The 24,947-nt window shown below is 68.6% G+C and carries 17 protein-coding genes; 8 read left to right on the forward strand and 9 right to left on the reverse strand.

Features of this window, described 5'->3' with window-relative positions:
- The first annotated feature begins 16 nt into the window (after positions 1–16).
- Both AC3WQY_RS18825 and AC3WQY_RS18830 read left to right on the forward strand, forming a co-directional pair.
- The gene (locus AC3WQY_RS18825) at positions 17–1,237 is read left to right on the forward strand and encodes a 6-phosphofructokinase (RefSeq protein ID WP_285231609.1); all 1,221 of its coding nucleotides are present in this window, start codon (positions 17–19) and stop codon (positions 1,235–1,237) included.
- Positions 1,234–2,829 carry a GGDEF domain-containing protein gene (locus AC3WQY_RS18830; RefSeq protein ID WP_492710044.1) on the forward strand — a complete coding sequence of 532 codons (1,596 nt, stop codon included), beginning with the start codon at positions 1,234–1,236 and terminating at the stop codon, positions 2,827–2,829. Before AC3WQY_RS18825 ends, AC3WQY_RS18830 begins: the two co-directional genes overlap by 4 nt.
- 18 nt (positions 2,830–2,847) lie before the next feature.
- Here the strand turns inward: AC3WQY_RS18830 and AC3WQY_RS18835 are convergent, their stop codons facing one another.
- The 5 genes from AC3WQY_RS18835 to AC3WQY_RS18855 are packed head-to-tail and all read right to left on the reverse strand — an operon-like array spanning position 2,848 to position 12,342.
- Complete coding sequence (locus AC3WQY_RS18835; RefSeq protein WP_492710046.1) at positions 2,848–4,047, reverse strand: cation:proton antiporter; 1,200 nt, start codon at positions 4,045–4,047, stop codon at positions 2,848–2,850.
- A 19-nt stretch (positions 4,048–4,066) separates the two neighbouring features.
- Positions 4,067–5,581: a 4-alpha-glucanotransferase gene (malQ, locus tag AC3WQY_RS18840; RefSeq protein WP_492710047.1), complete on the reverse strand. Its 1,515-nt coding sequence runs from the start codon at positions 5,579–5,581 to the stop codon at positions 4,067–4,069.
- A gap of 9 nt (positions 5,582–5,590) precedes the next feature.
- Positions 5,591–7,699, reverse strand: coding sequence for a glycogen debranching protein GlgX (glgX, locus tag AC3WQY_RS18845; protein ID WP_492710048.1), 2,109 nt, complete (start codon positions 7,697–7,699; stop codon positions 5,591–5,593).
- On the reverse strand, positions 7,696–9,864 hold the full coding sequence (gene glgB, locus AC3WQY_RS18850) for a 1,4-alpha-glucan branching protein GlgB (RefSeq protein WP_492710050.1): 2,169 nt from the start codon (positions 9,862–9,864) through the stop codon (positions 7,696–7,698). The genes glgX and glgB overlap by 4 nt, the downstream gene beginning before the upstream one ends.
- A gap of 15 nt (positions 9,865–9,879) precedes the next feature.
- On the reverse strand, positions 9,880–12,342 hold the full coding sequence (locus AC3WQY_RS18855; RefSeq protein WP_492710070.1) for a glycogen/starch/alpha-glucan phosphorylase: 2,463 nt from the start codon (positions 12,340–12,342) through the stop codon (positions 9,880–9,882).
- 401 nt (positions 12,343–12,743) lie between these two features.
- On the opposite strand from AC3WQY_RS18855, the gene AC3WQY_RS18860 reads away from it, so the two are divergent.
- From AC3WQY_RS18860 to AC3WQY_RS18885, 6 genes are read left to right on the forward strand one after another with little or no spacing between them, the layout of a single operon-like run.
- Positions 12,744–13,862 carry an ABC transporter ATP-binding protein gene (locus AC3WQY_RS18860; RefSeq protein ID WP_492710052.1) on the forward strand — a complete coding sequence of 373 codons (1,119 nt, stop codon included), beginning with the start codon at positions 12,744–12,746 and terminating at the stop codon, positions 13,860–13,862.
- Positions 13,859–15,031, forward strand: coding sequence for a maltose/maltodextrin ABC transporter substrate-binding protein MalE (gene malE, locus AC3WQY_RS18865; protein WP_492710054.1), 1,173 nt, complete (start codon positions 13,859–13,861; stop codon positions 15,029–15,031). Before AC3WQY_RS18860 ends, malE begins: the two co-directional genes overlap by 4 nt.
- A complete protein-coding gene (malF, locus tag AC3WQY_RS18870; protein WP_492710056.1) occupies positions 15,028–16,632 on the forward strand; it encodes a maltose ABC transporter permease MalF in 1,605 nt (534 codons plus the stop codon). The genes malE and malF overlap by 4 nt, the downstream gene beginning before the upstream one ends.
- Positions 16,633–16,642: 10 nt before the next feature.
- Complete coding sequence (gene malG, locus AC3WQY_RS18875) at positions 16,643–17,533, forward strand: maltose ABC transporter permease MalG (protein WP_492710057.1); 891 nt, start codon at positions 16,643–16,645, stop codon at positions 17,531–17,533.
- A gap of 11 nt (positions 17,534–17,544) precedes the next feature.
- Positions 17,545–19,599: a glycoside hydrolase family 13 protein gene (locus AC3WQY_RS18880; protein WP_492710059.1), complete on the forward strand. Its 2,055-nt coding sequence runs from the start codon at positions 17,545–17,547 to the stop codon at positions 19,597–19,599.
- The gene (locus tag AC3WQY_RS18885; RefSeq protein WP_492710061.1) at positions 19,590–20,483 is read left to right on the forward strand and encodes an aldo/keto reductase; all 894 of its coding nucleotides are present in this window, start codon (positions 19,590–19,592) and stop codon (positions 20,481–20,483) included. Before AC3WQY_RS18880 ends, AC3WQY_RS18885 begins: the two co-directional genes overlap by 10 nt.
- 2 nt (positions 20,484–20,485) lie before the next feature.
- On the opposite strand, the gene AC3WQY_RS18890 is transcribed toward AC3WQY_RS18885, so the two are convergent.
- The 4 genes from AC3WQY_RS18890 to AC3WQY_RS18905 all read right to left on the reverse strand — a co-directional run.
- Positions 20,486–21,418 carry an exopolyphosphatase gene (locus tag AC3WQY_RS18890; RefSeq protein WP_492710063.1) on the reverse strand — a complete coding sequence of 311 codons (933 nt, stop codon included), beginning with the start codon at positions 21,416–21,418 and terminating at the stop codon, positions 20,486–20,488.
- Positions 21,419–21,464: 46 nt separating this feature from the next.
- The gene (locus tag AC3WQY_RS18895) at positions 21,465–22,229 is read right to left on the reverse strand and encodes a sugar nucleotide-binding protein (RefSeq protein ID WP_492710065.1); all 765 of its coding nucleotides are present in this window, start codon (positions 22,227–22,229) and stop codon (positions 21,465–21,467) included.
- Positions 22,226–23,692 (reverse strand): glycoside hydrolase family 32 protein, encoded by a 1,467-nt coding sequence (locus AC3WQY_RS18900; RefSeq protein WP_285231594.1) that lies wholly within the window; start codon positions 23,690–23,692, stop codon positions 22,226–22,228. Before AC3WQY_RS18900 ends, AC3WQY_RS18895 begins: the two co-directional genes overlap by 4 nt.
- Positions 23,689–24,947, reverse strand: a 1,259-nt coding sequence (locus AC3WQY_RS18905) for an alpha-amylase family glycosyl hydrolase (RefSeq protein WP_492710067.1), incomplete at its 5' end; no start/stop codon positions are given. The genes AC3WQY_RS18900 and AC3WQY_RS18905, both read right to left, overlap by 4 nt.

Consider the following 24,947-nt stretch of genomic DNA (forward strand, 5'->3'; position numbering starts at 1 on the left):
TCGACAGGAGCCCAGCATGGCCAGTGGAAAAATCCTTGTTGCGCAGGGGGGTGGCCCCACCGCGGTGATCAACCAGTCGCTGGTGGGCGTGGTGCTGGAGGCGCGCCGCCACAAGAGCGTGAGCCTGGTCTATGGCGCACGCCATGGCGTGCGCGGCATCATCAACGAGGACTTCGTCGATCTGACGCAGGAGACCAGCCACAACCTGGAGCTGGTGGCCGGCACGCCGGCCTCGGCGCTGGGCTCCACCCGCGACAAGCCCGACCTCGCCTACTGCCAGCAGATCTTCAAGGTGCTGCAGGCGCATGAGATCGAGCATTTCTTCTACATCGGCGGCAACGACTCCTCCGACACCGTGCGCATCGTCAGCCAGGAGGCCGCCAAGGTCGGCTACCCGCTGCGCTGTATCCACATCCCCAAGACCATCGACAACGACCTGGTCGGCAACGACCACACGCCCGGCTTCCCGTCGGCGGCGCGCTTCGTGGCCCAGGCCTTTGCCGGCGCCAATCTCGACAACGCCGCCCTGCCCGGCGTCTATGTGGGCGTGGTGATGGGCCGGCATGCCGGCTTCCTGACCGCCGCCGCCGCTCTGGGCAAGAAGTTCCCCGACGACGGCCCGCACCTGATCTACCTGCCCGAGCGGGTGTTCGAGCTGGAACAGTTCCTGGTCGACGTGAAGACCATGTACGAGCGCCATGGTCGCTGCGTGATCGCCGTTTCCGAGGGCATCCACGACGCCTCGGGCGAGGCGATCGCCGCCCAGCTGGCCAAGGACCTGGAGCGCGATGCGCATGGCAATGTGCAGCTCTCCGGCACCGGCGCCCTGGCCGACCTGCTGTGCGAGGAGATCAAGAGCAAGCTCAAGATCAAGCGCGTGCGCGGCGACACCTTCGGCTATCTGCAGCGCAGCTTCGTCGGCTGCGTCTCCGACGTGGACCAGCGCGAGGCGCGCGAGGTCGGCGAGAAGGCGGTGCAATACGCGATCTGGGGCGACCGCGACGGCTCGGTGGCGATCAAACGCAACGGCTATTACTCGGCCGATTACGAGCTGCTGCCGCTGGAGGCGGTGGCCGGCAAGACGCGCGTGATGGAGGACGAGTTCATCAGCCCCTGCGGCACCGACATCACCGACGCCTTCCGCCTCTATCTGCGCCCGCTGCTGGGCTCGGGCATGCCCGACGCCTACCGCCTGCGCCCCAACCCGGTGGCCAAGCGCCTGCACCAGACGGAATGAAGTCCAGGGCCAAGTCCGCCGAGCTGCTGGCCAGGGCCGAGACCCTGGCCAATATCGGCCAGGCCGCGCAGGCGGTGGAGCTGGCCGAGCAGGCGCTGTCGCTGGGGCAGCAGAGCGGCGACCTCGAGATCCAGGCGCAGGCGATGCTGTGCCTGTCGAGCTGCCAGCTGCGCCTGTTGGGCGGCTACCGCCAGGCGCATGAGCTGGCGCAGCGCGCCGCGCTGCTGTTCGAGCGCTGCGACCTCGCCGCCGGCGAGGCGCTGGCGCTGTGCACCCATGCCATCGCCTCCACCCGCCTGGGGCATTACGAGGAGGCGGTGGAAAGCGCGCTGCTGGCGGTGCGCCTGGGCGAGGCGCTGCCGCCGGGCCGCGAGCAGGTGATGGCCCACCATGCGCTAGGCGTGGCCGCGCACAGCGGCCGCAACTATGCCGAGGCCGAGCGCGCCTTCGAGAGCGCGGTGGCGATCTCGCGCCGCTGCGAGCCGCCGCTCAACACCTACGAGCTGCACATCAATATGGCCCTGGTGGCGATTGCCGACCATGCCAACGAGCGCCGCCTCGGCCAGACGCCGACGGCGCTACCGCGCCTGGCCCGCCATCTGGACGATGCCGCCCTCAGCCCGCACCAGGCGCATGAGCTCAATGCGATGGCGCCGGGCAGCCTGCATGCGCTGCAGGTCAAGGCCACGCTGGCGCGCGCCCTGCACCACTGCTGGCAGCTCGACATCACGCAGGGCCAGGCCGAGCTGAACCGCCTGCGCGACTACGAGACCAGCTTCGCCCAGGCCTGGGTCAGCGCCTCGGTGCATTGGTGCGTGGCCGAGCTGGCGCTGGCGCGCGGCGAGCTGGCCGAGGCCGAGGCCGCCGCGCGCCGCATGAGCGCCTGCGGCCAGCAGGCGCGCCACGAGGGCTTCATACAGCTGGGGCAGAACCTGGTGAGCTATCTGTGCGAGCAGCAGGGCCGCTACCGCGAGGCGCTGGAAGCGCTGCGCGAGCTCTCGCGCCACGAGCAGGAGACGCGCAAGCAAAGCCTGCAGAACCGCGCCCATGTGATCGACTGGCAGCTGCAGCTGCGCCAGCACCGGCGCGATGTCCAGCAGCTGGCTCAGCGCTCGCAGCAGATGGAGCAGCTGGCGATGCGCGACATGCTCACCGCCCTGCCGAACCGCCGCCACTTCGAGCAGCATCTGCGCCTGCTGCTGCAGGGCGAGCAGCGCATGCCGCCCTGCCTGGCGCTGATCGATGTGGACCACTTCAAGCAGGTGAACGACAACTACTCGCACGGCGTGGGCGACGCGGTGCTGAAGGCGCTGGCCCAGCTGCTGCGCGAGCATGTGCGCGAGCAGGACCTGCCCGCGCGCCTGGCGGGTGACGAGTTCGTGCTGCTGCTGGTGGACGCCGGCCTGGGCCGCGCCCAGCAGGTGTGCGAGCGGCTGCAGGCCAGCGTGCGCGCCTACGACTGGGGCCGGCTGGCGCCGGGCCTGCAGGTCGGCATCAGCCTGGGCCTGGCGGAGCGGCGCCCCGGCGAGAGCCTGGAGGCGCTGATGGAACGCAGCGACGCCGACATGTACCGCGCCAAGCGCGCCCGCTAGCCGCCGCGCCCGCGCTCCTCAGGCGGCGCGGAAGATCAGCGCCTTCAGCCGCTGCAGCTTGGGCGCCACCACCGGCACGGTCAGCATGGTGCTGGCCACCGCCATCAGCAGCAGGGCCGTGAAGGTCTCGCTGGTGATGATCTGCTTGTCCAGCAGGATGTTGGCGAAGATGATCATGATCAGGGCCTTGGTCTGCAGCAGCCAGCCAATGATGGAGGCCTCGCCCGGCTGCCACTTCAGGATGCGGCCGGCCAGATGCACGCCCAGCAGCTTGCCCGCCACCGAGGCCAGCAGCAGCGCTCCGGCGGCCACGAACACCGCCGCGCCCCCCATGGCCCAGTTGGTGCGCAGGCCGGTGCTGAGGAAGAACACCGGCATCATCACCAGCAGCACATGCTGGCGCAGCAGGTCCATCTGGGCCTGGTCGAACCAGTCGGCGTCCATCACCGCGCCGGCCAGGAAGGCGCCCACCATGAAGTGCAGGCCCGACCAGTCGGCGCCGAAGGCGCACAGGGCCAGCCAGATCAGACCCACGAACCAGCGGTCGCGCTCGGGAATCGCCCGCATCAAGTGGCGGAAGGCCCAGGTCAGACCGGCAAAGGCCAGCAGGAACAGGCCCTGCTTGCCGACCCGGCCCCAGTCCATCAGGATCAGCGCCAGCACGCCCCAGATCGCGATGTCGTCCACGCTGGCATAGCGCAGGATGCGCTGGCCGATCGGCTGCCGCAGGATCTCCAGCTTCTCCATCAGCAGGATCAGGATGGGCAGGGCCGTGACCGCGCAGGACATGCCCACGCCCAGCACGAACTGCCAGCTGAGCGCCTTGGGGCCCATCCAGCCCGCGCTGGCCAGCATGCCCAGCGCCACCACGCAGCCCAGCGCCAGCGGCGCGCCCAGCGCCAGGCCGGCGGTGATGCCGCTCTCGACGCGGTGCTGCCAGGCCTTCTTGAGATCGAGCTCGATGCCGGCGATCCAGACGAACAGCATCACCGCCCACCAGGCGATGCCGTTGAGCGACTGCACCACCTGGGCGTTGAAGACGAACTGGTAGTAATCGGGGTAGGCGCGGCCCAGCACGCCCGGGCCCAGGAGGATGCCGGCAATGATCTGCACCACCACCAGGGGCGCGAAATAGTCGGTGCCGCCGAGACGCCAGACCAGGTAGGGCACGGTGAAGATGATCGCCATCGCGATCAGGAAGATTTCGGTGGTGTTCATGCTGGGATTCGGTTGAGCCTCAGGGCAGTTGCAACAGGGCCAGCGGGCCGCGGCCGCTGGCGGCGCTGATCACGCCCAGCACGCGCCCCGGCTCGGCGCCCACCATGTCCCAGCTGAAGCGCCAGCCCCAGTTGCCGCCCAGGATGCCCGGGATGTTCATGCGGTGGGCGCTGGGCAGGCCCAGCACGTCCTGCATCGGGAACACCGCGATATTGGCCACCGAGTTGCAGCAGGCGCGGATCATGGCCCAGTGCACATCGTGCTCGCCACAGGCCAGGTAGCTGCCGGCATAGGCGCGCTCGCGCGCCGAGGCGGCGTCCCACCAGCCGCGCACCGTGTCGTTGTCGTGCGTGCCGGTATAGGCCACGCTGGCGCGCGGCCACATATGCGGCAGGAACTCGTGCGTGGCGTCGCCGCCGAAACCGAACTGCAGGATCTTCATGCCGGGGAAACCGCAGCCGTCGCGCAGCGCATGCACATCGTCGGTGATGAAGCCCAGGTCCTCGGCCACGATGGGCAGCTTGCCCAGCGTCGCCTCGATGGCGTCGAACAGCGCCTTGCCCGGGCCGGCGACCCAGCACCCCTGCTTGGCATCCGGGCTGCTGCCGGGGATCTCGTAATAGCCGGCGAAGCCGCGGAAATGGTCGATGCGGAACACATCGGCCTGGCTGAGGGCCCGCTTGACGCGCGCCGTCCACCACCGGTAATTCTCGGCCGCCATGCGATCCCAGCGATAGAGCGGATTGCCCCAGCGCTGGCCCTCGGTGGACATGGCGTCCGGCGGCACGCCGGCCACCACCGTGGTCTGGAACTGCTCGTCCAGGTGGTACAGATCGGGGCGCGACCAGCAGTCGGCGCTGTCATGCGCCACGAAGATGGGCAGGTCGCCCATGATGCGCACGCCACGGCCGTTGGCATAGCTCTTGAGCGCGCCGATCTGCACGTCGAACTGCCATTGCACGAACTGCCAGAAGCGCAGCTCCTCCGCATGGCTGAGGCGAGCGGCGGCCAGCGCGGCCGGCTCGCGGCGCGCCAGCGCCGGCGTCCAGGTCCACCAGGCTTGGCCGTTCAGCGGCGAGCGGATCGCCATGAAGAGCGCGTAATCGTCCAGCCAGCTTGCGTTGGCCTGGCACCAGTCGGCAAAGGCGCTGCGGTCGGCCGCACCAGCCTGCGCGAAGAAGCCGGCAGCGGCCAGGCGCAGCTGCTGTTCGCGCCAGGGCAGCACGCGGCCGTAGTCGACATGGTGGGCGTCGAAGCCGCCCTCGGGCAGGCGCGGCGGCGCCAGCCAGCCCTTGGCCACCAGGGGCTCGAAGGCCACCATCCACTGGCTGCCGGCAAAGGCCGAGACACCCTGATAGGGCGAATCGCCCGGGCCGATCGGCGTGGTGGGCAGCAGCTGCCACAGGCCCTGGCCGGCGCTGGCCAGCCAGTCCACATAGCGATAGGCATCGGGGCCGAAATCGCCCATGCCATGCGGGCCGGGCAGCGAGGTGATGTGCAGCAGCACACCGGCGGTGCGTTGGGTCAGATCCATAGCGACTTTCTAGGAGCGCAGCAGCAACATGCTGCGTGCGGGAACTTGCAGGCCCTGGCCGGGGGTCAGGTCTTGCGGACTCAGCTCGCCGCTGCTGTCCAGCAGCAGGCGCCAGGGCTGGGGCGTGAGCGTGAAACCCTGCGGCGCGGCCTCGGGGTTGAAGAGGATGGCCAGGCTGGCCTCGGCATCGCCCGCATTACTCAGCAGGCAGGCGAAGCCATGCTCGCCGCCATGGTGCCAGTCGTGCACCTGCATCTCGTGCCCGGCCGGGCTGTACCAGGCGATGCAGGCGTCGCCGGCCCCGCCGCAGCCCGGGCCCGCATACCAGCGCGCGTGGCGCAGCAGGCGGTGTTCGCGCCGCAGACGCAGCAGCTCGCCCACATAGGCGGCGAGCCCGTGGTCGGCCTGGTCCCAGTTGAGCCAGCCGATCGCGTTGTCCTGGCAGTAGGCGTTGTTGTTGCCGCCCTGGCTGTTGGCGATCTCGTCGCCGGCGTTCAGCATCGGCGTGCCCTGGGCCAGCAGCAGGGTGGCCAGCATGGCGCGGCGCACGCGTTCGCGGCTGGCGCGGATGGCCACGTCCGCGCTGGGGCCCTCGGCACCGAAGCCGCTGCTCAGCTCGCCATCGCGGCCGTCGCGGTTGTCCTCGCCATTCGCGTGGTTGTGCTTGTGGCTGTAGCTCACCACGTCGTTGAGCGTATAGCCATCGTGCACGGCGACGAAGTTCACCGAGGCGCTGGGGCTGCGCTGGGCATGGTGGAACAGATCGCTGGAGGCGGTGAAGCGGCGCGCGAACTCGCCGCGGCCGACCTTGCCGCTCTGCAAGCCGGATTGCAGCCAGTAGCCGCGCACCGCGTCGCGGAACTTGTCGTTCCACTCCAGGAAGCGGCCCGGAAAGCGCCCCAGCTGGTAGCCGTCGTAGCCGGCATCCCAGGGCTCGGCGATCAGGTGCACGCCCGCCAGCACCGGGTCCTGGCGCAGCGCGGTGAAGAAGGCGGCATTGCCGTCGAAGCCATGGCGGGTGCGGCCCAGCACCGGCGCGAGGTCGAAGCGGAAGCCGTCCACGCCCAGCTCCTGCACCCAGTAGCGCAGCGAGTCCAGCACGAACTGGGCCACGCGCGGATGGGCGGTGTTGAGGGTGTTGCCGCAGCCGGTGAGGTTCTCGCAGCGGCTGGCATCGTCCGGCACCAGGCGGTAGTAGCTGCGGTTGTCCAGGCCCCTGAAGGACAGCGTGGGCCCGAACTCATTGCCCTCGGGCGTGTGGTTGTAGACCACGTCCAGCACCACCTCCAGGCCGTGCTCATGCAGGGTCTGGACCATGGCGCGGAACTCCGCCACCACGGCGCTCGGGTCCTGCCGGTGCGCGGCCTGGGCCAGGCGCGGATCCGGCGCGAAGAAGCCCAGGGTGTTGTAGCCCCAGTAGTTGTGCAGACCCTTGTCGGCCAGATGCGGCTCGTCCACGCAGTACTGCACCGGCAGCAGCGACAGGGTGCTCACGCCCAGCGCCTTGAAGTGCGCGATCGCGGCCGGATGCGCCAGCGCCGCATAGCTGCCGCGCAAGGCCGCCGGAATGCCGGGGTGCAGCTGCGAGAAGCCCTTCACATGCACCTCGTACAGCACCAGGTCGGCGCTGGCATGGCGCGGCGCGCTGGCGCGCGGGCTCACGCCCTCCAGCGCCGCCGGCACACGCGCCTTCAAGGCCTGGGCGGCGTTATCGCGCGCGTCGAAGGAGCGCGGCCCCTCCGGATGGCCCAGCTCATAGCCATGGTGCTCGGCATGCCAGCCGAAGTGGCCGACGATTTCACGCGCATAAGGGTCCAGCAGCAGCTTGTGCGGGTTGTAGCGCTGGCCGGCCTCGGGCTGGTAGGGGCCATGGGCGCGCAGCCCATAGACAAGACCTGGCCCCACGGTGGGCAGAAAGCCGTGGAAGATGCCATCGTGCGGGCCGCTGAGCGCATAACGGCGCAGCTCGCGCTGGCCGCTGCCGTCGAAGATGCACAGCTCCAGCGCCTGCGCGTTTTCGGCGAACACCGCGAAGTTGACGCCGCCGTCGCGCGCCAGCGCGCCCAGCGGCTCGTGGCGGCCCTCCTCGATCCGTGTGGGCAGATGGGTGAGCGTCATGCCGGCACCAGGAACAGGGTGGCCAGCGGCGGCAGGCTCAGGCTGATGGCGCCCTGCTCCACTGCCAGCGTGGCCTCGAGGTTGCCCGCATTGCTGCCACCGTAGTGAGCAGAGTCGGTATTCAGCAGCTCGCGCCAGGCCGTGCTGCCCACCGGCACCGGCAGCCGATAGCCATGGCGCGGCACCGGGGTGAAGTTGCTCACCACGATCACGCTGCCACCCGCGCCGTCGTGGCGCGCCCAGGCGAACACCGACTGCTCGCGGTCTTCCTGCTGCAGCCACTCGAAACCCGCGGCCTCGCAGTCCAGCCGGTGCAGGGCCGGCTGCGCACGGTAGAGGCGATTCAGGTCGCGTACCAGGGCTTGCACGCCGGCATGGCGCGCCTCGCCCAGCAGCTGCCAGGGCAGCGCGGCATCGTGGTTCCACTCGCTGGCTTGCGCGAACTCCTGGCCCATGAAGAGCAGCTTCTTGCCGGGGTGGCCCCACATGAAGCCGTAGTAGGCACGCAGATTGGCGAACTTCTGCCAGTCGTCACCGGGCATCTTGTTGAACATCGAGCCCTTGCCATGCACCACCTCATCGTGCGAGATCGGCAGCACGAAGTTCTCGCTGAAGGCGTAGACCAGGCCGAAGCTCAGCTTGTCGTGGTGCCAGCGGCGGTGCACCGGCTCCTCGTGCATATAGCGCAGGGTGTCGTTCATCCAGCCCATATTCCACTTGTAGTGGAAGCCCAGGCCGCCGCTGTAGGTGGGCGCCGACACGCCCGGGAAGCTGGTGCTCTCCTCGGCCACGCTGATGGCGCCGGGCGCCTCGCGGCCCAGCAGCTCGTTCATGCCGCGCAGCAGCGCGATCGCCTCGAGGTTCTCGCGCCCGCCGTGCACATTGGGCAGCCACTCGCCCGAGGGGCGCGAGTAGTCACGGTAAAGCATCGAGGCCACCGCGTCCACGCGCAGGCCGTCGACGCCCCAGCGCTCGGCCCAGTAGAGCGCATTGCCGACCAGGAACTGCCGCACCTCGCGGCGGCCGAAGTTGTAGATCAGGGTGTTCCAGTCGCGATGGAAGCCCTCGCGCGGATCCGCATACTCGAACAGATGGCTGCCGTCGAACTGCGCCAGGCCATGGGCATCGGCCGGGAAATGCGCCGGCACCCAGTCCAGCAGCAGGCCCAGGCCGCGTTCATGGCAGGCGGCCACGAAGCGCGCAAAGCCCTCCGGCGGGCCGAAGCGGGCCGAGGGGGCGTACAGGCCCAGGGTCTGGTAGCCCCAGGAGCCGTCGAAGGGATGCTCGCTGATGGGCATCAGCTCCAGGTGCGTGAAGCCCAGGTCGGCGACATAGGCGGGCAGCTCGGCGGCCAGCTCGTCCCAGCTCGGAAATTCGCGATCGCCCCCATCGCCGCCATCGCGGCGCCGCCACGAGGCCAGGTGCACCTCGTAGATGGCGATGGCGGCGTCACGCCGATTCGCGCCGGCGCGCTCGGCCGGCAGGGGCCGCGCGGCCGGCAGGGCCGCCACCACGCTGGCGGTATCCGGGCGCAGCTGGGCGGCGCGCGCATAGGGGTCGGCCTTGAGCGGCAGCAGCGTGCCGTCGGCGCCGACCAGCTCGTATTTGTAGAGGTCCCCCGGCGCCGCATGCGGCACGAAGATCTCCCATACGCCGGCGTCGTGGCGCAAGCGCATCGCATGGCGGCGGCCATCCCAGTGGTTGAAGCTGCCCACCACGCTGACGCGGCGCGCATTCGGCGCCCACACGGCAAAGCGCACGCCAGCCACCTCGCCATGCTGCAGCGGCTGGGCGCCCAGGGCCAGGTAGGGGCGCGGATGCGTGCCCTCGCGCAGCAGGGTCAGGTCTTGCTCGCCGAGCTGGGGGCCGTAGGCATAGGCGTCGGCCAGTTCGGCGGAGCCGCCGTCGGCCCATTGCACCGCCAGGCGGTAGTCGAAGCGCTTCCTGCGGCGCGGGATCGCGGCCTCGAAAAAGCCCGGCGCACGCTCAGTCAGCACCGCCAACTGCCTGCCGCTGCCGGCTTCCAGCACGCTCACCGCGCCGGCACCGGGCAGCAGCGCCCTCAACCAGAGGCGGCCGGTCGCGTCCTCGTGCAGGCCCAGGGCCGCAAAGGGATCGCTGTGGCGCGCTTCCAGCAGCGCGCTGACTTGGCTCGCATCCAGCATCGGTTCAAGCTCCGCTCAGCCCAGACTCTTGACGGACCAGACGCGCTCCACATATTCAGCGATGGTGCGGTCGGCCGAGAACCAGCCCATGCCGGCCACGTTCAGCACGGCACGCTCGCCCCAAGCCGCCTGGTCCTGGTAGAGCGCATCGACGCTTGCCTGGGTGGCCACATAGTCGGCGAAATCGGCCATCAGCATATACGGGTCGCTGCCCAGCAGCTTGTCCACCAGCGGGCGGTAGCGTGCCGTGTCGCCGGCCGAGAACTGGCCGGTGGCGATCGCGTCGATGACGGCCTGCAGCTGCTTGTTCTCTTCCACATGCAGGCGCGGGTCGTAGCCCAGCGCCTTGATGCGCGCCACCGCGTCGGTGCGCAGGCCGAAGACGAACATGTTTTCCACGCCCATGGCCTCGGCCATCTCGATATTGGCACCGTCCCAGGTACCGATGGTGAGCGCGCCGTTCATCGAGAACTTCATATTGCCGGTGCCCGAGGCCTCGGTGCCGGCGGTGGAGATCTGCTCGGAGAGATCGGCGGCCGGGATGATGGTCTCGGCCAGCGAGACGCCGTAATTGGGCAGGAACACCAGCTTAAGCTTGTCGCCCACACGCGGGTCGCTGTTGACCACGCGGCCCACATCGTGCGCCAGCTGGATGATGAGCTTGGCCATGAAGTAGGCCGAGGCCGCCTTGCCGGCAATCACCACGGTGCGCGGGGTCCAGTTGGCTTGCGGGTTGGCGACGATGGCCTGGTAGCGCGCGATCACATGCAGGATGTTGAACAGCTGGCGCTTGTACTCGTGGATGCGCTTGATCTGCACATCGAAGAGGCTGGCGGGGTTCACCGCCACGCCCAACTCGCGGCGGATCAGCGCCGCCAGGCGCTCCTTGTTGGCGCGCTTGACGCCGAGGAACTGCTGCACCACCGCAGCATCCTTGGCCAGGCCCTTGAGCTTGGCGAGTTCGGAGAGATCCTGGCGCCAGCCCTGGCCGATGCGCTGGTCCAGCACCGCCGCGAGGCCGGGGTTGCATTGCTGCAGCCAACGGCGCGGCGTCACGCCATTGGTGACGTTATGAAAACGCTCGGGCCAGATGCGGGCGTAGTCGGCAAAGATGGTCTGCACCATCAGCTCCGAGTGCAGCGCCGCCACGCCGTTGACGCGGTGCGAGGCCACGATGGCCAGATGGGCCATGCGCACGCGGCGCTCGCCGCCGCTGCCGTAGCCGCCGTCTTCCTCGATCAGCGACACGCGGCTCATCAGCGCCTCGTCGCCCGGGAAGCGCTGGCGCAGCTCGTCCATGAAGCGCTGGTTGATCTCGAAGATGATTTCCAGATGGCGCGGCAGCAGCGCCTCGATCATCTGCAGCGGCCACTTCTCCAGCGCCTCGGGCATCAGCGTGTGGTTGGTGTAGGACACCGCGTCGCGCGTGATGGCCCAGGCCTCGTCCCACTGCAGGCCATGCTGGTCCAGCAGCAGGCGCATCAGCTCGGCGGGGGCCAGGGCCGGATGGGTGTCGTTGAGGTGGATGGCGTTGCGCTTGCCAAGGTTGTGCAGCGAGCCGAACTCGCGCAGATGGCGCGCGATCAGGTCCTGCAGCGAGGCGCTCACCAGCAGCGCCTCCTGCTTGAGGCGCAACTCGCGGCCGGCGTCGGTGGAGTCGTCGGGATAGAGCACCCAGTTGATGGCCTGGGCGGCCACGCGGTGCTGGGCGGCGGCGGCGTAGTCGCCGCGGCAGAAGGCATTGAAATCGATCGGCTTGGCGGCGCTGGCCTGCCATTGGCGCAGCGTCGAGACGCGCTCGCTGTGGTGCGCCGGCACGATGAAGTCCACCGCCTGCGCCAGCAGCTGCTCGGCCGGCTGCCAATGGCGGCTGCCATCGGCCTCGGCCACCACGCGGCCGCCAAAGCCCACCGGATAGCGCAGCTCGGGGCGCGGCACTTCCCACGCGTTGCCCAGGGCCAGCCAATCATCGGGCGCCTCGACCTGGCGGCCGTCCTGGATCGCCTGGGCGAACATGCCGTACTCGTAGCGCAGGCCATAGCCGAAGGACGGCAGACCCAGCTCGGCGAAGGAATCAAGGAAACAGGCGGCCAGGCGGCCCAGGCCGCCATTGCCCAGCGCGGCGTCGTGCTCGCGCTCCAGCACATCGGGCAAGGCCTGACCCTGTGCCGCAAAGGCCTCGCGCAGGGTCTCGTCCAGACCCAGGGCGGCGATGGCATTGCCCAGCGCCCGCCCCATCAGGAATTCCATCGAGAGATAGTGCACGCGGCGCACCGGCGCCTGCTCGCCGCGCTGGGCGTCGGCGGCCTGGGTCGCGGCCCAGCGCTGGCTCAGCAGCTCGCGGCAGGCGCTGGCGGCGGCGCGCATCAGGGTCTCGCGGCTGGGCGCCTGGGTCGACTGGCTCAGCTCGCGCTGCAGCGCGGCCTTGAATTGGGCCTGCAGCTGGGCTTGCATCTCGGATTGAGGCTTGTCGTTCATGGTGGTGACGCTCTTGAATCGTGCCTTGATGGCGTGGAGGGCGGAGGCGGTCATAGGGTGTTCAGCAATGGGGCCACGACAGCGTCTCCACGAAGATGGCCCGACGAAGGGGCAGGGAGCGCGATGGCTGGCCGGAGCACAAGAGCCGCATCAGCGGCAGCGATGGGCAAAGTATCGCCCACGACCCGGATTTTGTGTAGTTTCACTACATCGGGAAATCCCGAACAACATTCTAACCCATTGATTTCCAATGAATTGATCGATGGATCTAGGGTGTAGCGCTGTTGTATGACTACATTTTGACCTGTATATTCTCTACAAATACAGCGCCACCCCAGCCGGGTGGTACCGCGTGAGACAAGCGCCTGCAGCCCCTGGGACGTTGGCGCGGAGGACCGAATGTGGCGGACGTGAAACTGCAAGCCGTGGCCAAGGCCTACGGCGAGACCAAGATCCTGCATGGCATCGACCTGGAGATTCGCGATGGCGAATTCATGGTCTTTGTCGGCCCCTCGGGCTGTGGCAAGTCCACCCTGCTGCGCTCCATCGCCGGCCTGGAGGAGATCACCGGCGGCGAGCTGCGCATCGGCGGCCGCTTGGTCAACGACGTGCCGCCCGCGGAGCGCGGCATTGCCATGGTGTTCCAGTCCTATGCGCTCTACCCGCATATGAATCTGTTCGACAACATGGCCTTCGGCCTCAAGCTGGCCAAGGTGCCCAAGGCGGAGACCGAGACCCTGGTGCGCAACGCCGCCAAGATCCTGCACATCGAGCATCTGCTGGACCGCAAGCCCAAGGACTTGAGCGGCGGCCAGCGGCAGCGCGTCGCGATCGGCCGTGCCATCGTGCGCAAGCCCGAGGTGTTCCTGTTCGACGAGCCGCTCTCCAACCTCGATGCCGCGCTGCGTGTGCGCATGCGCTACGAGTTCGCCAAGCTGCACGACGAGCTCAAGACCACCATGGTCTATGTGACCCACGACCAGGTCGAGGCGATGACGCTGGCCGACCGCATCGTCGTGCTGTCGGCCGGCAAGATCGAGCAGGTGGGCACGCCGCTGGAGCTCTACGAGCACCCGGACAATCTGTTCGTGGCCGGCTTCATCGGCAGCCCGAAGATGAACTTTCTCAATGCCGAGCTGCTCAGCGCCACGGACACCGAGGCCGAGCTGAAGCTGGCCGGCGGCGAGACCATGCGCGCCCGCGTCGATGCCAGGCGCGCCACGCCCGGCGCCATGCTGACGCTGGGCATCCGCCCCGAGCACATGCGCATCGGCGGCGAGGGCAACCGGCTCGACAGCACCGTGGCCTTTGTCGAGTCGCTGGGCGGCACGACCTTCGCCTACTGCCCCTACCCCGGCATCGAGGAGCCCCTCACCTGCCAGTTCGAGGGCCGCAACGGCTGCGACCGGCTGCGCGCCGGTGACGCGCTGCAACTGCGCCTGCCGCCCGAGGCGATCTACCTGTTCGACGCCGAGGGCCGCGCCTTCCACCGCCTGGCCGCGCCGGAGCTGGGGGCATGAGGGCATGCATCGCTCTTTTGGCGCTGTTGTCGGGTGCGGCGCTGGCACAAACACCGCCCAAGCTGCTGGTCTGGATCAATGGCGACAAGGCCTACAACGGCCTGCAGAAAGTGGGCAACGCCTTTGAACAGGCCTCGGGCGTGAAGGTGGTGGTGGAGCATCCGGTGGATGCCACCGACAAGTTCCAGCAGGCCGTGGGTGCCGGCAAGGGCCCGGACGTGTTCTGCTGGCCGCATGACCGTGTGGGCGAGTGGGCCAAGTCCGGCCTGCTCACCGCCATCCGCCCCGGCAAGAAGCTCTACGCCGAATCGGAGGACTGGGCCTGGAAGGCGCTGGGCTACCAGGGCAAGCTCTGGGGCTACCCGATCGCGATCGAGACCACCGGCCTGATCTACAACAAGGCCCTGGTGCCCAAACCACCCGCCAGCTTCGACGAGCTGATCGCGCTGGACAAGCAGCTGCAAGGCCAGGGCAAGCACGCCATCCTCTGGGACTACAACAAGAGCTTCTTCAGCTGGCCGCTGCTGGCCGGCGCCGGTGGCGAGATCTTTCCGCGCGACGCCCAGGGCGAGTACGACACCGCCAAGGTGGGCGTCAACAACGCCGGCGCACTGGCCGGCGCCAGCATGATCAACCGCCTCATCCGCGAGGGCCATATGCCCAAGGGCGCGCGCTACTCGGAGATGGAGACCGGCTTCGCGCGCGGCGAGGTGGCGATGATGATTTCCGGCCCCTGGGCTTGGGACAACGCCAAGAAGGCCAAGATCGATTTCGGCGTCGCGCCCATCCCGGGCGTGGTGGCCGGCAAGCCCTCCAAGCCCTTCGTGGGCGTGCTGGGCTGCATGATTGCCGCGCCCTCCAGGCTCAAGGACATCGCGCGCGAGTTCATCGAGAACCACCTGATGCGCCCCGAGGCGCTGAAGATCCTGGATGCCGATGTACCGATCGGCGTGCCCGCCAACAAGGCCTTCTATGCCGAGCTGGCGGTGAACCCGCTGATTCGCGCCAGCATGGAGAACGCCCGCCTGGGCGAGCCCATCCCCAATGTGCCCGAAGTCGGCCGCTTCTGGACCGCCATGGACGCGGCCCTGGAGGCCATCACCAACGGACTGCAATCGCCCAAGGACGCGCTCGACGGCGCGGCCGGCCGCATGCTGCTGAACAAATGAGCGCGACCGCCACCCTGCCCTCCTCCGGCTACGGCCGCGTGCCACCCTCGGCGCTTGAAAAGGCCGCCCGCCTGCTGCGCTGGCCCATCACCGGCGCCGCCATGCTGGCCGCGCTCTACCTCGTCTTCATGATCCACAGCGCCGGGCAGACGCTCTGGGCGGTGGGCGCCTTGATGCTGTTCTCGGCGGGCTTCTACGTCTATGTCTCGAACGCCGGCTTCGCCTACCGCTACCTGTTCCCGGGCCTGGCGGGCATGCTGGTGTTCATCGCCTTCCCGCTGCTGTACACGGCGCAGATCGGCTTCACCAACTATTCCTCGGCCCATCTGCTGAGCCAGGAGCGCGTGCGCGAGTACCTGCTGGACCAGCACGAGGCGATCGAGTCGCAGGTGCAGGCCTTCACCCTGCATGCCGACGGGCCGGAGTTCCGTCTGGTGCTGCGCGGCGGCGACGAAGGCACCGCGGCCAAATGGGTCTCGCCGCCGCTGGCGCTGCGCGCGGCCAAGGCGCCGCTGAAGGTGGAGATGCTGCCCGCCGCCGATGAGCATCTGCCGCTGCGCGCACCGCTGCAGGAAGCGCTGCCGCTGCGCGAGCTGATCAGGCACCGCGACGCCCTCAAGCAGCTGCAGCTGGTGCTGCCCGCCGCGGCCGGTTTGAGCGAACTGCACTACCTGGGCCTGCGCGAGTTCGGCCCCATCAAGCGCCATTGGCAGGCGAATGCCGATGGCAGCCTGACGCGCAGCAGCGATGGCCAGGTCTACAAGCCGAACCTGGGCACCGGCTACTACGAGAACAGCAAGGGCGAGGCCATGCAACCCGGCTTCAAGGTGCTGGTGGGCTGGCAGAACTACACCCGCATGGTGCTGGACGCCGAGTTCCGCGGCCCCTTCCTGAAGATCTTCGGCTGGACCGTGATGTTCTCGCTGGCCACGGTGGCCTGCGCCACCGCCATCGGCATGTTCCTGGCGGTGATGCTGAACTGGGAAGACCTCAGGTACCGCACCACCTACCGCACCCTGCTGTTCCTGCCCTATGCGGTGCCCGGCTTCATCTCCATCCTGGTGTTCAAGGGCCTGTTCAACCAGAACTTCGGCGAGATCAACGCCATCCTGGACGCGCTCATCGGCGTCAAGCCGGCCTGGTTTGCCGACCCGCTGCTGGCCAAGATCATGCTGCTGATCGTGAACGTCTGGCTGGGCTACCCCTACATCATGATTCTGTGCACCGGCCTGCTGAAGGCCATCCCCTCGGACCTGTACGAGGCCTCGGCGATCGTCGGTGCCGGCCCGCTCACCAACTTCTTCAAGATCACCGCGCCCCTGGTCATCAAACCGCTGGCGCCGCTCTTGGTGAGCGCCTTCGCCTTCAACTTCAACAACTTCGTGCTGATCGCGCTGCTCACCGACGGCCGCCCCGACTTCCTCAGCACCAAGATCCCGGCCGGCCAGACCGACATCCTGGTGAGCTACACCTACCGCATCGCCTTCAAGGATTCGGGCTCGGACTTCGGCCTCGCCGCCGCGATCTCGACGCTGATCTTCTTCCTCGTCGCCGCGATGTCCCTCATCAACCTGCGCCTGATGCGCAAGACCCAGCAATAAGGAGCGCGCCATGGCCATTGTTCGAGGCAAGCAGGCGCGCTGGCGCGTCTTTGCGGCACATGCCGTGTTGTGGATCTTCCTGGCGCTGACGCTGTTCCCGCTACTGGCCATCGTCAGCATCTCGCTGCGGCCGGGCAACTTCGCCACCGGCCACATCATCCCCACCGAGATCAGCCTGGAGCATTGGAAGCTGGCCCTGGGCCTGCCCTACCAGGCCAGCGACGGCAGCCTGGTGCAGCCGCCCTTCCCGGTGCTGACCTGGTTGTGGAACTCGATCAAGGTGGCCACGCTCTCGGCCACCCTGATCGTGGCGATCTCGACCACCGCGGCCTATGCCTTCGCGCGCCTGAAGTTCCGCTTCCAGACGCCGATCCTCAACAGCATGCTGCTCTTGCAGATGTTCCCGCCGGTGCTGGCCCTGGTGGCCATCTACGCGATCTTCGAGACCATCGGCTCCTATGTGCCGGCCTTCGGCCTGGAGACGCATGCGGGCCTGGTGATGGCCTATCTGGGCGGCGTGGCCACGCATATCTGGACCATCAAGGGCTACTTCGAGACCATCCCGGTGGAGATCGAGGAATGCGCCAAGGTCGACGGCGCCACCCATTGGCAGGCCTTCAGCCGCGTGCTGCTGCCGATGGCCGTGCCCATCCTGATGGTGGTGTTCGTGCTGGCCTTCATCGGCACCATCATCGAGTACCCGGTGGCCTCGGTGCTGCTGCGCGAGGAAGGCAACCTGACGCTGGCGGTGGGCTCCAAGTACTTCCTGCATGACCAGCGCTTCCTGTGGGGCGATTTCGCCGCCGCGGCGGTGCTCTCGGGCCTGCCGATCACGCTGGTGTTCCTGCTGGCACAGCGCTGGATCGTCTCCGGCCTGACGGCCGGCGGTGTCAAGGGTTAAGGGAAGATCACATGATTCTTCGCATCAAGCGCCTGGCGGCGCTGGCGGCAGCCTGCCTGCTGCCCGGCCTGGGCGCGCAAGCGGCCGGCAACCCCGAGCAGATCGTGCAAAGCCTGCGCTTCGACTCGCGCGCCTTGCAGCACAAGAAGCCCTTTGGCGCCGTCACCGCCGGCAGCGAGGTGCGCTTCACGCTGCAGGCCCTGCCCGGTGTGGAACAGGCCACCCTGGTCGTCGCGCAGCGCCGGCTCGAGGGCAACCAGGACCTGATCGAGTACCGGGAGCTCGCCAGGCTGCCGATGCACAAGCAGACGCGCCGCGGGCTTGAGCAATGGAGCGTGCCCTACCGCTTCGCCGCGCCGGCCATCTATGGCTACCACTTCGAGCTGCGCATCGCCGGCCGGCCCTATGTCTACCAGAACAACGCCGATCCGGTCCACTGGACCAAGGAAGCCGGCAGCATGGGGCTGGGCCTGGCCGAGGCCCTGCCTGCGGAGCTCCAGCAGCTGCGCCGCTACCGCCAGACCGTCTACGCCGCCGATTTCAAGGTGCCGGACTGGGCGCGCGACACCGTCTACTACTACATCTTCCCCGAGCGCTTCCGCAACGGCGATCGCCGCAACGATCCGCAGCCCGGCCGCGACCGCTACCAGGACAAGGGCGTCGAGCTGCATGCCAACTGGCTGGACAAGCCGTTCAAGCCAGGCACGGGTGATGGTTCGGACGCGGTCTACAACAATGACTTCTTCGGCGGCGACCTGGCCGGCATCATCGAGAAGCTGGACTACATCCGCAGCCTGGGCGCCAACGCGATCTACATGACGCCGATCTTCCGCGCCGCCAGCAACCACAAGTACGACACCGCCGACTACACCCAGGTGGACCCGGCCTTCGGCACCAATGCCGACTTCGCGCGCCTGTGTGCGGAAGCGGCCAAGCACGGGATCCGCGTCATCCCGGACACCTCGCTGAACCATGTCGGCAGCGACTCGATCTACTTCGACCGCTTCGGCAACTTCAAGTCGGGCGGCGCCTTCGAAGGCGCCAAGATCAACCCGGCCTCGCCCTATGCCGGCTGGTTCAGCTTCGATGCCAGCCAGGCCGAGCCCGACCGGCAGTTCAAGGGCTGGGTCGGCGTGCTGGACCTGCCCGAGATCAACAAGGCCTCGCCGGCCTTCCGCGCCTTCGCCTACGGCAACCCCGACTCGGTGATGAAGCAATGGCTGGACCGCGGCGCGGCCGGCTGGCGCATGGACGTGGCGCCCTGGGTGCCGGACGACTTCTGGCGCGAGTGGCGCACCGCGATCAAGAGCCATCGGCCCGACGCGATCACGATTGCCGAAACCTGGTTCGACGCCAGCAAGTTCTTTCTCGGCGATATGTTCGACTCGACCATGAACTACATCTTCCGCAATGCGCTGCTGGACTACGCGGCCGGCGGCGATGCGCGCAAGCTGGCGGCCCAGCTCGAGCTGATGCGCGAGGCCTATCCGCCCCAGGCCTTCTACGCGCTGATGAACCTGATCTCCTCGCACGACCAGGCACGCGCCCTGCACCACTTCGGCTACCGGGATGACGGGGATGCGGCCAAGCTGGCTGAGGCCAAGCAGCGCCTGCGCCTGGCCATGTTCTTCCAGATGATGTATCCCGGCGCGCCGGCGATCTACTACGGCGACGAGGTCGGCGTGGCCGGCGGTGACGACCCCTACAACCGCGCCACCTACCCCTGGGCCGACCAGGGCGGCCGGCCCGACGAGGCCCTGCTGGCCGAGGTCCAGCGCCTCACCGCGATGCGCCATGCGCTGCCGGTGCTACGCCACGGCAGCCTGGGCGCGCCGCTGTACCTGGACGAGCATGTGATCGTGCTGCTGCGCCAGGATGGCCGGCGCTGGGCCATCACGGCGACCAACAACGCCGCCACACCGCAGACCATCACGCTCCAGCTGCCGCCCGCATTGGCCGGGGCGACCTTCAGCGATGCGCTGAGCCAGGAGCCGATCCAGGCCCGCCAGGGCCGGCTGCAACTCACCGTGCCGGCGCTGTTCGGCCGCGTCCTGACATGGAACTGAGAAGCTTCGGCGGGAATAACACCGGCCTGCGCGTCTCGGCGCTGGGCTTCGGCGCCATGCATCTGAACGACGAGCGCACGAGCGAGGCCGAAGCCGGCCGCCTGCTCAACGCGGTGCTGGACCTGGGCGTGAACCTGATCGACACCGCGCGCGGCTACGGGCTCTCGGAGCAGCGCATCGGCCGCCATCTGGCGCATCGGCGCAGCGAGTTCCTGCTCTCCACCAAGCTGGGCTATGGCGTCGAGGGCGTGCCCGACTGGAGCTACGACTGCATCGTGCATGGCGTGGAGCGTGCCCTGCGCCTGCTGCGCAGCGAGGTGCTGGACATCGCCCACCTGCATTCATGCCCCCTGCATGTGCTGGAGCAGGGCGAGGTGCTGCGCGCGCTGCAGGACTGCCGCGCGGCCGGCAAGATCCGCGTGGCCGCCTATTCGGGCGACAACGCCGAGCTGGACTTCGCGCTGGCCTGCGGCCAGTTCGGCGCGGTGCAGACCTCGGTCAGCCTGTGCGACCAGGTCAACCTGGCGACGCGCCTGCCCGCCGCCCAGGCGGCCGGCATCGGCGTGATCGCCAAGCGCCCGATCGCCGGCGCCGTCTGGCGCCAGCCGGCAAGACCTGACACCTTTGCCGAGGGCGAGTACTGGGCACGCTGGCAGGCCATGGGGCTGGAGGCCGCCCTGCCCAGCGCCAACTGGAACGAACTCGCGCTGCGCTACACCGCCTATCTGCCGGGTGTCTCCAGCACCATCGTCGGCACCTCCAAGCTGGCGCATTTCGAGCAGAACCTGGCCGCCCTGGCCGCGGGCGCCTTGCCGCCCGAACAGTCCAGCCTGCTGCGCCAGGCGTTTCTGCGCGCGGACCGCGACTGGCCGGGCTTGATCTAACCTCAGCCGTCCTGATTGATCTTCGCGATCAGCGCGCGCAGCACCTCGTCGGCCTTGTCGTTGGCGATCTGGCAGGTGCCGGCGGCCTGATGGCCACCGCCGCCATAGGCCAGCATCAGCTCGCCCACATTGGTCTTGCTGCTGCGGTCCAGGATGGACTTGCCAGTGGCCAGCACGGTGTTCTGCTTCTGCACGCCCCACATCACGTGGATGGAGATATTGCACTGCGGGAACAGCGCGTAAATCATGAAGCGGTTGGCGGCCCAGATGGTCTCCTCGCCGCGCAGGTCCAGCACCGCCAGATTGCCGTGCACCCGGGTGCAGCGCTTGATCTGCTCCTTGGCACGCTCGGCATGCTCGAAGTACAGGTCCACGCGCTCCTTCACGTCCGGTAGGGCCAGGATCTCTTCGATGCCGTGGTTGGCGCAGTACTTGATCAGATCCATCATCAGCGCGTAGTTGCTGATGCGGAAGTCGCGGAAGCGGCCCAGGCCGGTGCGTGAATCCATCAGGTAGTTCAGCAGCGGCCAGTCCTTGGGATCGAGGATCTCGTCGCGCGTGAACTGGGCCGAGTCGGCCTTGTCCACCGCGTCCATCATGGCCTCGGTCATGCGCGGGAACGCGGCCTGGCCGCCGTAATGCTGGAACACCACGCGCGCCGCCGAGGGCGCATCGGCGCGGATGATGTGGTTGGGGCGCTCGCCGCTGTTGCGCAGGGTCTCGGACTCATGGTGGTCGAACACCAGATGCGCGGCGGCCACATAGGGCAGATTGGTGGTGATGTCGCGCCCGGTGATGGCGATCTTGCCGTCCTGCATGTCCTTGGGGTGGACGAAGAGGATGTCGTCGATCAGCTCGAGCTCGTTGAGCAGCACGGCGCACACCAGGCCGTCAAAATCGCTGCGGGTAACGAGGCGGTACTTCTGCTGGCTCATGGGAACTCCTGCGATGGGATGTCGGACCATGATAGGCAATTTGCCCTCAGCGAAAGCGCGACAAAGCCGGTAATCGTTGCAAAAGACCGGGCACGCGCTGGGCACCGCCCTGCAGGCGCTGGTCGTGGCGATAGTCCTGGTGTGGCTGGACCCGCCAGTCCTTGCGCTCGAACTGCAGCTGCAGCGCCCGCGCCAGGGCGGCGAAGCTGTGGCCCTCCTCGGCATTGCTGTCCAGATGGACCAGCCCCGGCTGCGGCGCCGCCAGCAAGGCCAGCAGGGCGGCCGCGGTGTCGGCCATGAAGGAGCAGGCCGGGATCCAGGCCGTGCTGGCCGCCACCCGGCCCTCGCGGCGCTGCCATTCGTCCAAGGCCATCAACATATTGTTGCCGGGCTGGCTCGGGTCGATCTGCCAGCCGATGCGCACCACGCTGGCGGCCGGATGGGCGGCCAGCACCGCGTCCTCGCAGGCGATCTTGTAGCGGCCGTAGTCATCCTGGGCGGTGCGCGCAGCCGTGACGGCATGCGGGCCGTCGGGTTCGTGATGGAACACCATGGCCGTGCTGGTGAACACCATCGGCAGACTGTGCAGCGCCGCGTGGGCGGCCAGGCGCCCCGCCCAGGCGGCCGAGCCCATGCCCAGATGGGCGATGGCATCGAAGCGCTGCGCCGCCAGCCATTGCCGGCCGGCATCGGCATCCTCGGGGTCCAGCGTGCGGCGGTCCCAGCCCTGCAAGCCATGCCCCGCCGCGCGCAAGGCCTCGGCCAGGCGTGGCGCCAGCGTGCCCTGCAGGCCGGTGACCAGCACCTTCATGGCGCACCCGCGCCGAGGGCCAGCGGCCAGACCGTCAGCCGGCCGCGCAGGCTGCCAGACCCGCTCACTTGCAAGGCCAGGCCACGGCTCGCATCGGCCGGGAAGATCAGCTCGGTGAGCGCCACCAGGCCGTCGGCGCTGAACACTTCCACCGAGCAGTGGTCGATGAAGATGCGCAGGCACAAGGGCGCAGCGCCCGGCGCCCAGGTTGCCGCCCGGCGCCCGGCCCAGCGCTGCGCATCGACCTCGTGCCCGGAGGCCGCGCGGTCGATGAAGACCTGGCCCAGGCCGGGGTCCACGCCCACCACCGTGTGCTCGCCGCCGCCGCGGCGCAGCAGCAGGGCACAGGGGCCGGCGAAGCCGGGCTCCAGCTCCCACCGCAGCTCCAGGCTGCGCCCATCCAGACCCTGCAGATCGATCTCATGCTCGCCTTCGCCGGCCTGAAGCGCGACGCTCAGCGGCGCGCCGCGCAGTGCCGCCAGCCCGGGCCAGGGGCGCTGCGCCAGACGCGTGCCCGCGGGTGTGTCCAGCAGGCCGAGCTCGCGCGGCAGGCTCATCGCGCCGCGCCAGGGCGCGCTGGGCGTGTGCTTGGCATAGCCATGGTTGTTCATCCAGGCGATCCACAGCGGCGCGCGCCCGGCGGGCAGGCCGGCCCAGGAAAGCGCGGCATAGAAGTCGCTGCCATGGTCCACCCACCGGCCGGTGTCGCCTGGCGCCTGGTCCGGCACAAAGCGCTGGCCATCGAATTGCCCGATGAAGATCTGCGCGCCGGTGCCGCCCGGATGGCCGGCAAAGGTGTCCACCTTCAAGACCCAGCGGCTCGGCGCGCCGCCCTCGCCCGGGAACTCGATCAGGTCGGGGCATTCCCAGATGCCACCCACCTCGCCGGCCGGGCCGAAATCGCTGAGATGCTGCCATTGCCTGAGGTCGGGCGAGGCGTAGAAGCAGACCCGATGATCGTCCGGCCGCACCACCACCATGACCCAGCGCGCCGTGGCCGCGTGCCAGAACACCTTGGGGTCGCGGAAGTCCTTGAGGCCGATGTCCAGCACCGGATTGCCGGCGTACTGGGTCCAGCTCAGGCCGCGATCCAGGCTCCAGGCCAGCTCCTGCGCCTGCCCGCCCTCGGGGCGGCGCAGGCAGCCGGTGTAGATGGCCACCCAGGGTGCCTGGCCCTCGCGGCCGAAGCCGCTGCTGTTGGCATGGTCGATCACCACGCTGCCCGAGTAGATCGAGACCCGCTCGTCCTCGGCGATCGCCAGCGGCAGCTCGCGCCAGTGCAGCAGGTCGCGGCTCACCGCATGGCCCCAGCTCATATGGCCCCATTGATCGCCAAAGGGGTTGGTCTGGTAGAACAGGTGGTACTCGCCATCGGCGTAGATCAGGCCATTCGGGTCGTTGATCCAGTGGCGCCGCGCGCTGTAGTGCCAGGCCGGACGGTAGCGGTCCGCGGGCGTACTCATGGCCGCGTCGAGATGCTCCAGCCCCAGGCCGGCAGGCTCAGCCGCTGACCCGCCAGCGTGTAGCTCTGCGCCTGCTTGCCCAGGTTCACCACCACCGTCACCGCGTCGCTGCCGGCGCTGCGGCGGAACGCGAACAGCTGCGCATTGCCGACATCCAGCAGCTCCACCGGCGCACCGTACTGGCCGTTGCCCAGCGCCAGGTGCTGGCGCTTGAGGGCCAGCAATTCGGCATAGAAGGGCTCGAGCTCGCGCGTCTTCCAGGCGATCGGGTCCTTCTCGAAGAACTCGAGCCGCTTGGCCAGGCGCGCTTCCTGGCCGCCATAGATCAGCGGCATGCCCGGCAGGGTGAAGGTCAGCACCGCCAGCGCCTGGTAGGCGTCGCCGTAGAGCTCGGCGTCGGTGCCGTGCCAGGAGTTGAAATCGTGGTTGCTGGTGAAGCGCATGCGGTAGGCATGGGCCGGGTAACCATTGGTCTTGGGATCGGCCTGCCGGGCCACCCAGGCGCGCAGCTCGGCGGCGCCGGCCTGGCCCTTGCCGACGGCCTTGAAGATGTCGGCCAGATCCCAGCTGTAGGTCATGTCGAAGGCCGCGCGGTGCAGATCGGCCTTGTCGGACTCGGCCAGCATGAACATGGGCTTGATCGCGTCCAGTGCCTGGCGCGCGCGCTCCCAGAAGGGCGTGGGCACCAGGCTGGCCACATCGCAGCGGAAGCCATCCAGGTCCACCTCGCGCACCCAGAAGGCCATCGAGGCGATCATGGCCTCGCGCAGCGCCGGGTTGTCGTAGTTGAGGGCCACCACATCGGTCCAGTACTCGGGCTCGGGGCCCTCGGTGAAGGTGACCGGGTAGATCTCGCCCTTGGCATTGAGCTTGTACCAATCCTTGTGCGCCCGGGTCCACGGATGGTCCCAGGCGGTGTGGTTGGCCACCCAGTCGAGGATCACCTTCATGCCCAGGGCATGGGCCTGCTTGACCAGCATGCGCGCATCGTCCAGCGTGCCGAACTCGGGGTTGATGGCGGTGTAGTCGCTGATCGAGTAGTAGCTGCCCAGGCCGCCCTTGCGGTTCTCGCGGCCGATCGGCTGCCAGGGCATCAGCCAGAGCATGTCCACGCCCATCTTCTTCAGGCGCGGCAGCTCGGCGGCAAAGGCCTTGAGCGTGCCCTCGGGCGTGTACTGGCGCAGATTCACCTGGTAGATATTGGCCTGGCGCGACCAGGGCACATGGCTCATCTCGGTGGCGGCGGGGACGGCGG

The sequence above is a fragment of the Roseateles sp. FW301-B2 genome, from assembly GCF_058788955.1.